Annotated in this window: 16 protein-coding genes; 10 read left to right on the forward strand and 6 right to left on the reverse strand. The window is 28.7% G+C overall.

All coding sequences use genetic code 11. The features are described 5' to 3' along the window. Window positions 1-37: 37 nt before the first annotated feature. The 3 genes from ACJJVY_RS09905 to ACJJVY_RS09915 all read left to right on the forward strand — a co-directional run bounded on the left by ACJJVY_RS09905 (window position 38) and on the right by ACJJVY_RS09915 (window position 3011). Complete coding sequence (locus ACJJVY_RS09905; RefSeq protein WP_405607631.1) at window positions 38-1606, forward strand: sensor histidine kinase; 1569 nt, start codon at window positions 38-40, stop codon at window positions 1604-1606. Between the two features lie 9 nt (window positions 1607-1615). After that, complete coding sequence (locus ACJJVY_RS09910) at window positions 1616-2317, forward strand: response regulator transcription factor (RefSeq protein ID WP_405607634.1); 702 nt, start codon at window positions 1616-1618, stop codon at window positions 2315-2317. Between the two features lie 73 nt (window positions 2318-2390). After that, a complete protein-coding gene (locus ACJJVY_RS09915) occupies window positions 2391-3011 on the forward strand; it encodes an L-threonylcarbamoyladenylate synthase (RefSeq protein WP_405607637.1) in 621 nt (206 codons plus the stop codon). Between the two features lie 75 nt (window positions 3012-3086). On the opposite strand, the gene ACJJVY_RS09920 is transcribed toward ACJJVY_RS09915, so the two are convergent. The 3 genes from ACJJVY_RS09920 to ACJJVY_RS09930 are packed head-to-tail and all read right to left on the reverse strand — an operon-like array spanning window position 3087 to window position 5159. Further along, window positions 3087-3623 carry an RsmD family RNA methyltransferase gene (locus ACJJVY_RS09920; protein WP_405607640.1) on the reverse strand — a complete coding sequence of 179 codons (537 nt, stop codon included), beginning with the start codon at window positions 3621-3623 and terminating at the stop codon, window positions 3087-3089. Beyond that, complete coding sequence (locus ACJJVY_RS09925) at window positions 3620-4456, reverse strand: DUF3822 family protein (RefSeq protein WP_405607643.1); 837 nt, start codon at window positions 4454-4456, stop codon at window positions 3620-3622. The genes ACJJVY_RS09920 and ACJJVY_RS09925 overlap by 4 nt, the downstream gene beginning before the upstream one ends. Further along, window positions 4425-5159: a hypothetical protein gene (locus ACJJVY_RS09930; RefSeq protein WP_405607646.1), complete on the reverse strand. Its 735-nt coding sequence runs from the start codon at window positions 5157-5159 to the stop codon at window positions 4425-4427. The genes ACJJVY_RS09925 and ACJJVY_RS09930 overlap by 32 nt, the downstream gene beginning before the upstream one ends. A 105-nt stretch (window positions 5160-5264) precedes the next feature. On the opposite strand from ACJJVY_RS09930, the gene ACJJVY_RS09935 reads away from it, so the two are divergent. Then, window positions 5265-6689, forward strand: coding sequence for an ATP-dependent RecD-like DNA helicase (locus tag ACJJVY_RS09935; protein ID WP_405607649.1), 1425 nt, complete (start codon window positions 5265-5267; stop codon window positions 6687-6689). Here ACJJVY_RS09935 and ACJJVY_RS09940 read toward each other — a convergent pair. Further along, window positions 6686-7636, reverse strand: a complete 951-nt coding sequence (locus ACJJVY_RS09940) for a lipid A deacylase LpxR family protein (RefSeq protein WP_405607652.1) — start codon at window positions 7634-7636, stop codon at window positions 6686-6688. The two genes, ACJJVY_RS09935 and ACJJVY_RS09940, sit on opposite strands and share 4 nt — an antisense overlap. A gap of 91 nt (window positions 7637-7727) precedes the next feature. Between ACJJVY_RS09940 and ppk2 (ACJJVY_RS09945) the strand changes: the two genes are divergently transcribed. Continuing rightward, window positions 7728-8585, forward strand: coding sequence for a polyphosphate kinase 2 (ppk2, locus tag ACJJVY_RS09945; protein ID WP_405607655.1), 858 nt, complete (start codon window positions 7728-7730; stop codon window positions 8583-8585). A 6-nt stretch (window positions 8586-8591) separates the two neighbouring features. Then, window positions 8592-9377, forward strand: coding sequence for a polyphosphate kinase 2 (ppk2, locus tag ACJJVY_RS09950; protein WP_405607658.1), 786 nt, complete (start codon window positions 8592-8594; stop codon window positions 9375-9377). Here ppk2 (ACJJVY_RS09950) and ACJJVY_RS09955 read toward each other — a convergent pair. Next, window positions 9374-10006: a hypothetical protein gene (locus tag ACJJVY_RS09955; RefSeq protein WP_405607661.1), complete on the reverse strand. Its 633-nt coding sequence runs from the start codon at window positions 10004-10006 to the stop codon at window positions 9374-9376. The genes ppk2 (ACJJVY_RS09950) and ACJJVY_RS09955 overlap by 4 nt on opposite strands. 63 nt (window positions 10007-10069) lie before the next feature. Between ACJJVY_RS09955 and ACJJVY_RS09960 the strand changes: the two genes are divergently transcribed. From ACJJVY_RS09960 to ACJJVY_RS09970, 3 genes are all read left to right on the forward strand, one after another. Continuing rightward, on the forward strand, window positions 10070-10609 hold the full coding sequence (locus ACJJVY_RS09960) for a Smr/MutS family protein (protein WP_405607664.1): 540 nt from the start codon (window positions 10070-10072) through the stop codon (window positions 10607-10609). A 21-nt stretch (window positions 10610-10630) separates the two neighbouring features. Then, complete coding sequence (locus ACJJVY_RS09965) at window positions 10631-11764, forward strand: cysteine desulfurase family protein (RefSeq protein WP_405611632.1); 1134 nt, start codon at window positions 10631-10633, stop codon at window positions 11762-11764. Between the two features lie 256 nt (window positions 11765-12020). Continuing rightward, window positions 12021-12200: a hypothetical protein gene (locus ACJJVY_RS09970; protein WP_405607667.1), complete on the forward strand. Its 180-nt coding sequence runs from the start codon at window positions 12021-12023 to the stop codon at window positions 12198-12200. A 27-nt stretch (window positions 12201-12227) separates the two neighbouring features. On the opposite strand, the gene ACJJVY_RS09975 is transcribed toward ACJJVY_RS09970, so the two are convergent. Beyond that, window positions 12228-13253, reverse strand: coding sequence for a LacI family DNA-binding transcriptional regulator (locus ACJJVY_RS09975; RefSeq protein WP_405611635.1), 1026 nt, complete (start codon window positions 13251-13253; stop codon window positions 12228-12230). 157 nt (window positions 13254-13410) lie between these two features. Here ACJJVY_RS09975 and ACJJVY_RS09980 point away from each other — a divergent pair, with 157 nt between their 5' ends. Next, window positions 13411-14457, forward strand: a complete 1047-nt coding sequence (locus tag ACJJVY_RS09980; RefSeq protein WP_405607670.1) for a PfkB family carbohydrate kinase — start codon at window positions 13411-13413, stop codon at window positions 14455-14457. Window positions 14458-14558: the final 101 nt, after the last annotated feature.

Raw genomic sequence — 14558 nt, forward strand, 5'->3', positions numbered from 1 at the left:
AAATAATTTCAATTTTTGAAAGCCGTAACTTTGACGGATGGGTAAGAAAATGTTTATTCTTATAGTTGCTTTAATGAGCATTTCCTTAATAGGGATTATTGCTGTACAGGTGTTTTGGATTAACGATGCGTTGGCCAGTAAACAAGAACAATTTAAGAATGATGTTCAGAAATCTTTAGTTAGTGTTACCGAGAGAATTACTACAAATGAAGAAGAAGAGTTCGAAAAACAAATTGAAGGAATCATTGAAGAGAAAGGTGTTGCAGATGATGCTCAAATAAAAAACTATTTTTTTCAACAAATTGACACAGCTACCCAAGAACGATTTTCTTATGGAGCAACAATTTTAGAAGAAAATTTTAAATTACCTTCAGATTTCTTAGATAACGATACTATAATCTATAAGAGAGTTTCTGGTAAAAAAGATTATTTTCAATCTCGATTAATAAAAGGGGTCGATAATATTTTTACAACTACAGATGAAAATAGATTTTCTTTTACAAAAAGACTTTCAAGTTTAGAGAAGGCACAATTTAAAGAAGTTTTTAAAGATTTAGCAAGTAAGAAACCAATTAATCAAAGGATAAGTAATAGGGAGTTAAATACAATAATTAAAGAAGAATTAGCGAAAAAAAATATTTATTTAGATTTTAAGTATGGCGTGTATAGTAAAGATGGGTTAGCTACAAAGCTAAAATCTGGTTACTATACAATTAATAAAAAAGAGAGTTTTCCTTATCCTTTATTTTTTAATTCTGATGGAGAAGTAGAGTATGATTTATATGTAACATTTCCTTCTAAGAACGAACATATTCTTTCTGGTATTTCTGGTGTTTTATTACTGTCTTTACTTTTTATATTTATTATTATCGTAGCTTTTTCTAGCTCTTTATATCAGTTGATAAGACAAAAAAAGCTTTCAGAAATAAAGACAGATTTTATCAATAATATGACACATGAGTTTAAAACACCAATAGCTACCATTAATCTTGCTTTAGATTCTATTAAGAATCCTAAGATTATAGATGATAGTCAAAAGGTTTTACGATATGTGCAAATGATAAGAGATGAAAATAAAAGAATGCATTCTCAAGTAGAAAATGTATTAAGAATTTCTAGATTAGAAAAAAATCAAATAGAAATTAGTAAGGAAACTATTGACATGCACGACATAATAGATGATGCCATTTCTCATGTTAGTTTATTAATTTCTGATAGAAAAGGAACTTTAGATACACATTTTGAAGCGATAACAGCAGAGATATCTGGTAACCAATTTCATTTAACAAATGTTATTGTCAATATGTTAGAAAATGGCTTAAAGTATTCTGAGGGTTCACCAAAGATTGATGTTTATACAGAAGTAACAAATAAGTACTTTGTTTTTAAGATTAAAGATGAAGGAATAGGAATGACAAAAACGGTTCAAAAGCAAATTTTTGAAAAATTTTATAGAGAGCAAAAAGGAAATATTCATGATGTTAAAGGTCATGGTTTAGGTTTAGCTTACGTAAAAGAAATTATAGATAAGCACCACGGAACGGTATTTGTAGAAAGTGAAAAAGGAAAAGGAAGCATATTTACAGTAAAATTACCTTTAATTTAAAATATAACAATGGGAAGTAAAAAAATTTTATTAGTTGAAGACGATCCAAATTTTGGAACAGTCTTAAAGGATTATTTAGCATTAAACGATTACAACGTTACACATGCAAAGGATGGTATAGAAGGTTTAATCATGTTCAAAAATAGTGAATATGATTTATGTATCTTAGACGTAATGATGCCTCGTAAAGATGGTTTTTCTTTAGCACAAGATATTAGAGTTACAAATAGAGAAGTGCCAATTATATTCTTAACAGCAAAAACATTAAAAGAAGATGTTTTAAAAGGGTATGCTGTTGGTGCAGATGATTATTTAAATAAGCCTTTTGACTCTGAAGTATTATTGCACAAAATTAAAGCAATCTTACAACGTAAAGAAACAGATATTTCTACAGAATCAGAACAATTTGAGTTTACTATTGGTGGCTTTTTCTTTAACTCTAAATTACGTCAATTATCAGTAGGTAAAGACGGAGATGTTATAAAATTATCTCCAAAAGAAAGTAAATTGTTAAGAATGTTGGCAATTCATAAAAATGATTTAATGCCAAGAGAGTTAGCATTAACCAAGATATGGAGAGATGATAATTATTTTACATCAAGGAGTATGGATGTTTATATTGCAAAGCTTCGTAAGTATTTAAAAGAAGATGAGTCTGTGGAGATTTTAAATATCCATGGAGAAGGATTTAGAATGGTAGATAAATCGTAATTAAATATTCTTCCCTAAAAAAAACTTAACTCAACTTGATATACTTCAAGTTGAGTTTTTGTACATTTATGGTATGGCAGAATTCATTAAAATATATAATGAAAACCCAAATCAAAAAGAAGTTGATAGGGTTGTAAAAGTTTTAAAAAACGGTGGGTTAATAATTTATCCCACAGATACTGTTTATGGTTTAGGTTGTGATATTACAAATACAAAAGCCTTAGAAAAAATTGCCAAAATAAAAGGGATTAAACTAGACAAAGCTAATTTCTCTTTTGTTTGTAATGATTTAAGTCATTTGTCTGATTACGTTAAGCAAATAGACTCACCTACTTTTAAACTCTTAAAAAGAGCTTTACCTGGTCCTTATACATTTATTTTACCAGGAAGTAATAATTTACCTAAAGCATTTAAAAAGCGTAAAACAGTCGGAATTAGAATTCCTGATAATAATATTGCTAGAACTCTGGTAGAGTCTTTAGGAAACCCAATAGTTTCTTCATCAATAAGAGATGATGATGATGTTTTAGAGTACACAACAGATCCTGAATTGATTTTCGAAAAGTGGAAAAACTTAGTAGATATTGTAGTTGATGGAGGTTACGGAGATAATTATGCTTCTACAGTGATAGATTTAACACTTGGTGCTCCAGAAATAATAAGAGAAGGAAAAGGAAGTATAGATATACTTTAAAAAGTTATTATTACTTAAGAGAAAATTAAGATATTAGTAGATGTTTTTTTATGCTGTTCTTTAGTGTTCTACCAATTAATTTTCAAAAAAACTAAAAACATTACCACCATAACGCTTGTCATAACTATGTTTTTCATGTTTAGATAAATCTGTATGTTTAGAATGTTCTACAATTAAAACACCTTCTTCCATCAAAATATTTTTAGAAAATACTAAATCTACAATTTTTAAAAATTGTTCTTCTTCAAAATCATAAGGTGGATCTGCAAAAATAACATCTGTTTGTAAAGAGGTCTTTTCTAGAAATTTGTAGACATCACTTTTAAAAGTATTTATAGGTAAATCTAATTCTTTAGAGGTAGTATTAATGTATTTTATACAGCCAAAGTGTGCATCTATAGCATAAATTGTTTTTGTTCCTCTAGAGGCAAACTCATAACTAATATTACCCGTTCCAGCAAAAAGATCTATTACAGAAATACTATCAAAAAAATAGGTGTTATTTAAAATGTTGAACAAAGATTCTTTGGCCATGTCTGTTGTAGGGCGAACAGGTAAGTTTTTGGGTGCTGATAAGCGTCTACTTTTATGTTTTCCAGAAATTATTCTCATGAGCCTAATAGTATAATGTTAGAATGTTTAGAGATGTTTAAGTTGTTAAAAATAGAGTTAGTACTTTCTAAAAAGAAAACATTTCTAATATATTGATATGTTATTTTATAAATTGCAGATTCTTCTTCAATATCACCAGTAAAATATAGCTTTATTTTTTCTACATCTAATTTTAATTGTTCAAATGTAAATAAGATATAGTATATAAAATCTTCTTTTGTTTGAAAAGAAAAAGTATTAGAAAAGATTAACGTTTTATTCTCAAGTACAATTATATCAAAAGTAAATTTAGATACATTAAGATAAAGTGTTTTTTCTTCAGATTTGTTAATAGTTATTAGTTTTTCAATAAGTATGGTAGTGTGATGTTTATATTCAAACTCTCCATAATTTTTAAATAAATAATTATTGATATTTATATACGGGATAAAAATGTTTTTAGCCTTTATACATTCTAAATCATCAAAAGTAATAAAGTCTGTAGCTAACGTTTTAACATTAAAATTTAGGTATTCAGAAAGTTTATCCTCTACAAAATATTCATTAGGTACAAGTGCCGATAAATTATTTTGATGAATAACTAATACAGAAGAAAAATCTTTTTGTAAGTGTAAATCAGTTTTAAAAATTTTATCAATTTTTAAAACTAAATCTTCAGGGTTTATTTGAGTTTCATCATATAAATATTCCGAAAAATAAATGGTCTCTCTGGTAACAATATCTGTAATACAAAAAGAAAATCCATCCAAATTAAATTGGATGGATAACTTTGTATCTTTTGTGTTACTAATAGAAATATTACTATTCTTTATTATCACCGTCTTGCTTGTCATAAGAAGGAGGCCAGTTACCACCAGTTGTAACTTCATCTAAAGAACCTACAGAAATATACTCACCTTTAATTTGATCAGTTGCTATTGCTTCTAATTCTTGCTTTAAAAGAGATTCGTCCATTCCTTTTAAAACTTCTTTTTTCTCTGCATATGCATAAAATGTTGGTACCACTAGACCTTGTATTTTTTCTACTGTTCCAACTTCAATTTCAAATTCTTTTCCATTTAAACCAGGAACTTTAAACATCTCTTTGTAGTTTTTACCAGTGAAATATTTAGAAACAGGTTCATAACCGATAGTGTCTATTTGTCTTTTCTCAACATCAACAATAATACCACCACCTCTGTCTTCTTTTTCAACAATAGTTTTAGTTTCCGTTAACGCTAATTTTGCAGTATCAATAAATTGGATTAAACCAGCTTTGTCTTTAGTATATTTACCTGTTACTTCAAAATATTTTACCTCTGCATCTCTAATTATTTTTAAGTTTTCTACAACTTTGCTGTATTTAACAACTTTGTTTTTATTAAAGATAATTGGCTCCATAATACCATAGTATATTTTATAAACTAAAAATACTGTTACAACCAAAAGCAATAAAGATGCTATCCATCTTAATTTTAATGGTAAATATTTAACTATAACAATAGCCAATAGCACTGCAACGATAACCGCTGCCAAAATCATTCCGAGTAATCCCATTTTAATTTATGTTTTTTTAATAGTCTTAAGCAAATCTACAATTTTTTTTTTATGATAAAAACTTTTATTTACAAATCAATGTATCTTTGTTGTATTAATTTTTATATGTTAAAAAAAACACCTGAATTTTACTCCGTTTTACTTAAAAAATTTCAATTTACACCTACATTAAAGCAAAACAAGTTGTTAAAGCTTTTAAGTGACTTTGTTTTTAATGAAGATAAAGATGATTTATTTTTATTAAAAGGATATGCGGGTACAGGAAAAACGACAATTATAAGTGCTTTTGTTAATAGTTTGCCTTCTGCAGGAAAAAAAGCAATTTTATTAGCACCAACCGGTCGAGCGGCAAAAGTAATAGCTGTGTATTCTAAAAGACCTGCTTTTACAATACACAAAAAAATATATTTTCCTAAAAAGCAGGCTAACGGTTCTGTAGATTTTGTCATTCAGCCTAATAAACATAGAAATACTATTTTTATTATAGACGAAGCTTCTATGATTCCTGATGCTAGACAAAATCAAAAATTATTTGATTCTCGTTCTTTACTAGACGATTTAATTTCTTATGTCTATTCAGGTCATCAATGTAAATTAATCTTTATTGGTGATACAGCACAATTACCGCCTGTAAAATTAGAAGTGAGTCCTGCTTTAGAAGCATCAACTTTACAATACGATTTTTTTAAAAATGTTACAGAAATTGAGTTAGATGAAGTAATGCGTCAACATAAAGATTCTGGTATTTTAGCAAATGCTACTTTATTAAGATTTTTAATACAAAATGATGCGACAAATTTTAAATTTGATATTGGTTTTCCGGATATTATAAGGTTAGAAGATGGCTATGATATAGAAGATGCTATTGTTTCTGCTTATGATAACAGCGGAGTGGAAGATACTGCTTTTATTGTAAGGTCTAATAAAAGGGCTAATCAATACAACGAGCAAATAAGAATGCAAATTCGTGGACAAGAAAATGTAATTTCTGCAGGCGATTATATAATGATTGTTAAGAATAATTATTTTTGGTTGCCAGAATCTTCATCAGCAGGTTTTATTGCAAATGGAGATATTTGCGAAGTCTTAAAAATATTTTCTATCAAAGAATTATATGGTTTTAAGTTTGCAGAAGTAGAAATTAGAATGATTGACTATCCAGAAATGCAACCTTTTGAAACAGTCTTGTTATTAGATACTTTATCAAGTGAAAGTCCGTCTTTAAGCTACGAAGAGTCTAATAGGTTGTATCAGGCAGTTAAAGAAGATTACGCGCATGAGAAATCAAAATTTAAACAGTTTTTAGCAATTAAAAAGAATGTGTATTTCAATTCTTTACAGGTTAAGTTTTCTTATGCAATTACCTGTCATAAATCTCAAGGAGGACAATGGAAAACTGTTTTTATAGAACAACCATATTTACCCGAAGGGGTTTCTAAAGCATATTTTAGATGGTTATATACTGCGGTAACAAGAGCTCAAGAAAAATTATATTTAATAGGATTTAAAGATGAATTTTTTAATGCCTAATGTAATAGATAATTAATTGTAATTTTCCCATAACTTTGTCCGTTTGTATATCTTAAGCCTTCTGATTTTTGAGTGTTGTAAATAAAGGCATATCCAAAATTAAAACGTTTAGAAGTAAACATTAAACCAGCTTCAAGGTTAAAAACGATAGGTTTTATTGTATTGGTTACTTCACTAGAATCATTTAAAAAACTACCTTCTAAAGTAGCGTCATATACTGCGTAACGAACGCTTGGTTTTATATAGAAAAAAGACTCAATTTCTCTGTAGTAGTTTGTTTTGCTATTGTTTAAGTTTGTGTTAAACGCAATAGAATTAATCATTTTTTGCAGAGGCCTAAGACCAATTCTAGTCTTAAAGCCTGTAGAAATATTAGTGTAAACCGTACCAATGTTTAAATTATTAGTCCAAGTAATATCTAAATAATTATTTTCTGTCTGTAAAATTGTTTTAAGGTACGTTGCATTAAAATTAAGAGCAATGGCATTTTTTATTTGATATTCCCAGCCGGTAGCTTCTCTATAACCGTAAATACTGTGTATCAAATTTTGTGTTTCTTTTGCAAAAGCATTTTTACCAATACTACCTAGTTGAAAAGAAGTGTTTAATATTTTGTTATTTTTATAAGCTCTAAGAATACCATAGCTAGCATATAAATACCCTGCAAATGGTCTGTCATGAAGTGAAATTATAGGAGCAGTAGCTTTGTATGGGGTATACATTTCTTGAGCCAATTTCCATGCTATTATTTTCTTTTCTAAAGATGGTTTTTTAGTATTAGAAAGAAACCTATAACTAAGAAAAATACCACTGGTATAATATCTGTCTTTTACTATGGATACGTATAAGTCATTATCTGTAGTAAAGCTTATTTCTTTAGAAAATTTTTCTTGAGAAATTAGAAAAGAAGAGATAAATAAAAAGAAAATTAAACTGTTTTTTTTCATACTTAGCAAATATAAAAGAAGTTGCTTAAAAAAAGATTTAATTTGTTTATTTAATAAAAAAATAGTTATTTTAGAGCACTAATTATATTGAATGGAGACTAAAGATGGATTAAGTGCGGAGGACTTTCTAAATGCAAAAAGCAAAGAGGATTTATTAGCTCTATTAGAAGAGAAAAATTCGATTTTTAAGAAAGTTAAAGATACACTTTTATATAACGAAGAGTTAAGGTTACTACAAGTAGAACTTGTAAAGTTACAAAGGTGGGTTTCGGCTAATAATAAACGGGTTGCTATTATTTTTGAAGGTAGAGATGCTGCTGGTAAAGGAGGTAATATTCGTAGATTTATGGAGCATTTGAATCCTCGTTCAAGTAGATTAGTTGCCTTAAATAAACCTACAGAAGTAGAAAAAGGACAATGGTATTTTCAGCGATATATAAAAGAGCTACCAAATCCTGGAGAAATTGTTTTTTTTGATAGAAGTTGGTATAATAGAGCTGTTGTAGAGCCAGTAATGGGGTTTTGTACAGAATCTCAGTATAAAGAATTTTTAGTACAAGTGCCGGAGTTTGAACATATGATGTATGAAGATGGTTTAATTATTATAAAATTTTGGCTTTCTATTACTAAAGATGAACAATTAAAACGTTTTGAAGGAAGAAAAGAAAATCCATTAAAAAGATGGAAATTCAGTCCTGTAGATAAACAAGGTCAAATACTTTGGGATAGATACACGCATTATAAAGAAGAAATGTTTTCTAAAACACATACTTCTTATTGTCCTTGGATGATGATTAAGACAAATAATAAAAAAGTAGCAAGGTTAGAGGCTATTAGGCATGTTTTGTCTCAATTTGATTATGAAGGAAAAGAAGATGCTAAAACAGTTTTAAATCCAGACCCTAATGTGGTGATGCGTTATTACAGGTCTAACTCTAATGTAGATTAATTGATTATGGAAAAGGAATTATCAGCTAAAAACTTAAAAAAACTAAACTCAAAGAAAGGTTTATTATCATTATTAACAAAAGAGCCTTTAAGTTTAGATAGAGCCATAAGATATGTAGATTATCTAAAAAAATTAGAGAGTTTACAAGTAGAACTTATTCGTTTGCAAACTTGGGCTATTAATAATAATGAGAGAATTATTATAGTCTTTCAAGGTAGAGACGCTGCGGGTAAAGGTGGAGCGATTAGGAGATTGACAGAACGTATTAACCCACGTCATATGAGAATTGTAGCTTTACCAAAACCATCAGAAGATGAGCAAACTCAATGGTATTTTCAAAGGTATGTAGAGCAGTTTCCTAAAGCAGGAGAAATGGTGTTTTTTGACAGGAGTTGGTATAATAGAGCTGTTGTAGAACCTGTAAATGGCTTTTGTACTCAAGAAGAATATAAAATATTTATGAATCAAGTAAATGATTTTGAAAGGATGATTTTAGAATCTGGTATTCACTTGGTAAAAATTTACATGTCTATTTCTAAGAAAGAACAAGCAAAACGCTTTGCGGATATTAAAAGTGATCCATTAAAACAATGGAAAATGACCAAGTTAGATGAAAAAGCGCAAGATTTGTGGGATCAATACACGGAGTATAAAAATGCAATGTTTGAAAAAACAAATACTAAAGAATCTCCTTGGAAAATAATTAGAGCTAATAGAAAAACAGAAGCTAGGGTTAATGTAATAAACCACATTTTAAATAGAATCCCTTATGATAAAGATTTAGAAGTTTAGCATCTTTTTTTATTAACTTCTAAAAATATAAAATAAACATCAGCAGCTATTTGCTCGTTTGTTTCTAAATATGTTTTGTTTTGTAATTCCGTTCCTTCTGCAGATTTTGGGTCATCAAAAGGAAGATGAAATCGATACATTGCTTCTGGTATAAAAGGGCATTTTGCATCTGCATTATCACAAGTTGTTATCGCTATAAAAGGAGTTTTGTTTTCTGGATGATCATATCTTTTAGAAAAACCTAAAATAGTTTTAGAGATTCCTTTAAAAGAAATAATATATTTTGGGTTTTGATGAGAGAAATCGTCTAATTGAAATTTAACACTTGCTTTTTGCAATGTTTTTATAGTATTTCTATTAAAGGAAGTTACTTCTGTACCTCCAGAAAAACTACCAATATTTAAATTAAAATACTGAGCAGCAAAAAATGCCCAAACTTGTGCCATTTGACTTCTTCTAGAGTTATGAGTGCAAATAAAATTTAAATTAACAAATCCCTGATTATTATATTCTTCAGAAATTTGATGTGAAATTTTAAGTAATAGGTCTCTTCTTTCACTATTTAAAAATGTTTTATCAAATGCATTTAAAAAGAATTTCTCTGTAGAAATAGTGGAAGTCATACTCATCATTATTATTTTTGTCCCAAAATACTAACTTCGTAGTTTAGGTAAATTAATTCAATGTTAAGAATGCGTATAGAAATTGGTGATAAAGTAGCGGTTTTAGACGATGTTTTAAAAGGAAGAGTAGTAGAAGTAGATGGTAAAAATATTACTGTACAAACTTCTGATGGTATGATTTATAGATTTGATAAATCAGAATTAGTGAAAATTGAAATCGATCAACACGAATTAACTAAGTTTTCTGATATTAATAATGCCTTATTAAAAGAAAAAGCAAACGAAAATCAGTCTAAAAAAAGTCTTTTTAAAAAACATAAAAATGAAGTTGTATTAGAAGTAGATTTACATATTAATAAGTTAACAAGATCTACAAGAAATATGGATAATTACGATATGTTAAATCTGCAATTAGATGTTGCAAAAAAGAAAATTGATTTTGCTGTATCTAAAAGGATTTCTAAAATCGTTTTTATTCATGGAGTAGGAGAAGGGGTCTTAAAATCTGAACTTGTACGTTTACTTAAAAAATATAATGTAAAATTCTACGATGCCTCTTATAAAAAATACGGACTTGGAGCTACGGAAGTTTATGTTTATCAAAACTAAATTTAATTATATTTTTAAATGATGAAGCCAATTTATTTAGACAATGCTGCAACTACACAGATAGATGAAGAAGTTAAGGAAGTGATTAATACATCTATGATAGAAAATTATGGTAATCCGTCTTCTACACATCAATTTGGTAGAAAAGCAAAATCGTCTGTAGAAACTGCTAGAAAAAACATTGCCAAACATTTTAATGTAACTGCTAGCGAAATTGTTTTTACCGCTGGTGGTACAGAAGCCGATAATTTAATTCTAAAAAATGCTGTTTTAAATTTAGGGGTAAAACAAATTATTACAACTAAAATTGAGCATCATGCAGTTTTACATACTTGTGAGTTTTTAGAAAAAACACAAAATATACAATTAGATTTTGTAAATGTTGATGAATTTGGGAGTGTAGATTTAATTCATTTAGCAAAATTACTTTCAGGTTCAGAACATAAAACTTTGGTGAGTTTAATGCATATAAATAATGAAATTGGTACTATTTTACCTATTGATGAAATCTGTAGCATTTGTAAAAAATACGATGCTTTATTTCATTCAGATACTGTGCAAGCAATTGGCCATTATTCAATGGATTTAAAAAATACTCCTATTGATTTTATTGTGGCAAGTGCCCATAAATTTCACGGACCAAAAGGTGTTGGTTTTGCTTATTTTAGAAAGGGTTTTGGAATTTTACCCATGTTACATGGTGGAGATCAAGAAAGAGGCGCAAGATCTAGTACCGAAAATGTGCATAGTATTTTAGGTATGGAAAAAGCATTGCAACTTGCTTATAACAATTTAGAAAAAGACAAAAATTATATAGAAAGCTTAAAAGTTTATTTTATTTATGAACTAAAAAATATTTCTAATGATATTCAATTTAATGGATGTTCTTCTGATTTAGATAAAAGCAGTTATACTATTTTAAATGTGTGTTTTCCTGTAAAAAATGAGATGCTTCTATTTAGTTTAGATATGGCAGGAATTGCTGTTTCTGGAGGTTCTGCTTGCCAAAGTGGAAGTAACATTGGCTCTCATGTGCTTGCAGAAATTTTAGATGAAAATGATGCTGATAATACTTCTGTACGTTTCTCTTTTTCTAAGTTTACAACCAAAGAAGAAATTACAGAAACTGTAAAAAAAATAAAAGAGTTGCTGTAAAGCAACTCTTTTATTAGAAATAACAACTGTTCAATTAAAACCGGTACGAATTGTAAAGTTTTTAGTTGTATATCTTAAATAATTAAAAACAAGTTCATCTCCTGTTTTTATATTATCGATAGAAAAATTTCCATCAAAATCGTTTACAGTAGCTGTACCACAATACTAACATCAGGCAAAGGTTGATTAATTGTCTTATCTTTTACTACTCATTTAGTAATTTGTTAGGCAAACCTAGAAAACTATTTAAAAACAGATGGTAATTTGGTCTTACAGATGGATTAATTTATCAAAAGGAAAAAAAGAAATAAATGTAGCTTCCGTTTTTGAGAACGGACAAACCATAACGGATTTTTATTCTAAACAAAAAACAGAAGTAATGGATGGGAAAATAATTATCGATTCAGGTTTTGATATTGTTTTACTCGAAAAATAATTACTAAATATTTGAACTTAGGGTAGTTTAGTTCTTATTTCTAATAGAAGAATTTCTTTTAATAAGTGCTACATCAAGAATTTGTTTAGATAAAGTCTGTTTTTCATCGCTATTAACATATTTTAAAAAAGTAAGAGCAGCTTGTCTACCTATTTCTTTACTATGTTGTTCTATGCTTGTTATAGAGGGTGTTACCATAGCACTAAAAGGTTCGTTACCAAAACCAACTAAAGCAATTTCGTTTGGTACATTAATGTTTTCTTCTTTTAAAACTTGTAGCGCTCCTAAAGCAGCATAATCACCAACAACATAAACAGCATCTGGTCTATTATTTAAATTTAATAATTGTTGCATTTTTTCTCTACCATCATCAATGGTTAGGTTACTTTCTATCAGTAACTCATCACAAATAGGTAAATTATGTCTTTCTAATGCATCTATATATCCTCTAATTCTATTATTAAAAATTCTAGTACGTTTAAAACCTCCAATATGTGCAATTCTTTTGCAACCTTCTTCTACAAGGTGGTCTACAATTAATTGGCTACTATTATAATCATCAATACCAATATAATCTACATTTAAATCATTTTCTCCACGATCAAAGGTTATTAATGGAATTCCTTTTGATTTAATTTTTTCGTAATGAGATAAATCTACTGTTTGGTTTGCCATAGATGCAATAATACCATCCACTTGTGTGTATAGTAAGGTATCTATACTATCACATTCTTTTTTGTAAGATTCGTTAGATTGTGTGATAATTATATTATATCCTTCTTTATTTAAAACTTCTTCTATGTTTTGTATTACAGAAGAAAAAAAGTGGCTATTTGTTCTAGGTACAATTACCCCAACTAATTTGCTTTTTCCGCTTCTTAAAGCACTTGCTAAGTAATTTGGTTGATAATTTAGGTTTTTAGCTACTTGTCTAACAGCCTCTTTTGTTTTTTCGCTAATGCGAGAGTCGTTATGAAGTGCTTTAGAGACAGCTGCAGGAGAAATGTTTAAAACATTTGCAATATCTTTTATAGTGGTTTTCTTTTTGATAATAAAAAAAATTATATCTTTGCTTAATCGTTAAAGCAAAGGTAATACGATTTTTTAAAAACTCTTAATAATATTTAATAAATAAGGTCTTTTTAATTTATGGTAAAAATTGCTTAAACGTTTAATCAATTAACTTAAAAAAAGTTTAAATAAAATTAAAATGGGTAAAGTAGTAACATTTGGAGAGATCATGTTAAGATTAGCTCCTCAAGGATTTTTAAGATTTTCTCAAGCAAATAGTTTTGATGCTGTTTATGGAGGTGGAGAATCTAACGTAGCTGTTTCATTAGCTAATTACGGAGTAGATGTAGATTTCGTAACACGTTTACCAAAAAATGATATTGGTGATTGTGCAATGATGGAAATGCGTAAAAGAGGTGTTGGAGTTGATAAAATAGTGTACGGAGGAGATCGTTTAGGAATTTATTTCTTAGAAACAGGAGCTGTATCTAGAGGTTCTAAAGTAGTTTACGATAGAGCACATTCTGCAATTGCAGAAATTGAATCTGGTATGATTGATTGGGATGCTGTTTTTGAAGGTTGTGAGTGGTTTCACTGGACAGGTATTATCCCTGCAATTTCTCAAGGAGCTGCAGATGTAACTTTAGAGGCTTTAAAAGCTGCAAGTGCAAAAGGAATTACTATTTCTACAGATTTAAATTATAGAGCTAAGCTTTGGAAATTTTGTGACGATGCTCACAGAGAAAAAATAATGACAGAATTAACTTCTTATTGTGATATCGTTTTAGGTAACGAAGAAGACGCAGAAATGCACTTTGGTATCAAACCAGAAGGGATCTCTGTACAAACAGAAGGACATAACGTAAAAGCGGAAGCATTTTTATCAGTTTGTGAGCAAATGATGAAAAAATTTCCAAGAGCTAAAAAAGTAATTACTACTTTAAGAGGTTCTATTTCTGCATCTCATAACACATGGGCAGGAGTTTTATTTGATGGTACAACTTTATACCAAACACGTCAATACCAAATTACAGATATCGTAGATAGAGTAGGTGGTGGAGATTCATTTATGGGAGGTTTAATCTACGGATTATTAAAATACCCAGAAGATGATCAAAATGCATTAGACTTTGCTGTTGCAGCATCTTGTTTAAAACACACTATTAAAGGTGATGCTAACTTAGCAACTGTTGCTGAGGTAGAAAAATTAATGGGTGGTGATGCATCTGGTAGAGTTGCTAGATAATTAAGCAGACATAAATTTATAAAAGAACCTACAAGATGTGTTGCTAAATATAGTTTAGCAAATTTCTTGTAGGTTTATTTATTTAGTAGTCTTAATTAAAC

Origin of the sequence: Polaribacter sp. Asnod1-A03 (genome assembly GCF_045063585.1) — a bacterium.
Lineage (GTDB): Bacteria > Bacteroidota > Bacteroidia > Flavobacteriales > Flavobacteriaceae > Polaribacter.

Bases quoted from the DNA above. Each gene is read 5' to 3' on its own strand.
- ppk2 (WP_405607655.1), top strand. From the start codon at position 7,728: ATGGAGACTAAAGATGGATTAAGTGCGGAGGACTTTCTAAATGCAAAA.
- ACJJVY_RS09910 (WP_405607634.1), top strand. From the start codon at position 1,616: ATGGGAAGTAAAAAAATTTTATTAGTTGAAGACGATCCAAATTTTGGA.
- ACJJVY_RS09970 (WP_405607667.1), top strand. From the start codon at position 12,021: ATGGTAATTTGGTCTTACAGATGGATTAATTTATCAAAAGGAAAAAAA.
- ACJJVY_RS09955 (WP_405607661.1), bottom strand. From the start codon at position 10,006: ATGAGTATGACTTCCACTATTTCTACAGAGAAATTCTTTTTAAATGCA.
- ACJJVY_RS09930 (WP_405607646.1), bottom strand. From the start codon at position 5,159: ATGGGATTACTCGGAATGATTTTGGCAGCGGTTATCGTTGCAGTGCTA.
- ACJJVY_RS09940 (WP_405607652.1), bottom strand. From the start codon at position 7,636: ATGAAAAAAAACAGTTTAATTTTCTTTTTATTTATCTCTTCTTTTCTA.
- ppk2 (WP_405607658.1), top strand. From the start codon at position 8,592: ATGGAAAAGGAATTATCAGCTAAAAACTTAAAAAAACTAAACTCAAAG.
- ACJJVY_RS09980 (WP_405607670.1), top strand. From the start codon at position 13,411: ATGGGTAAAGTAGTAACATTTGGAGAGATCATGTTAAGATTAGCTCCT.
- ACJJVY_RS09920 (WP_405607640.1), bottom strand. From the start codon at position 3,623: ATGAGAATAATTTCTGGAAAACATAAAAGTAGACGCTTATCAGCACCC.
- ACJJVY_RS09915 (WP_405607637.1), top strand. From the start codon at position 2,391: ATGGCAGAATTCATTAAAATATATAATGAAAACCCAAATCAAAAAGAA.
- ACJJVY_RS09925 (WP_405607643.1), bottom strand. From the start codon at position 4,456: ATGACAAGCAAGACGGTGATAATAAAGAATAGTAATATTTCTATTAGT.
- ACJJVY_RS09935 (WP_405607649.1), top strand. From the start codon at position 5,265: ATGTTAAAAAAAACACCTGAATTTTACTCCGTTTTACTTAAAAAATTT.
- ACJJVY_RS09905 (WP_405607631.1), top strand. From the start codon at position 38: ATGGGTAAGAAAATGTTTATTCTTATAGTTGCTTTAATGAGCATTTCC.
- ACJJVY_RS09960 (WP_405607664.1), top strand. From the start codon at position 10,070: ATGCGTATAGAAATTGGTGATAAAGTAGCGGTTTTAGACGATGTTTTA.
- ACJJVY_RS09965 (WP_405611632.1), top strand. From the start codon at position 10,631: ATGAAGCCAATTTATTTAGACAATGCTGCAACTACACAGATAGATGAA.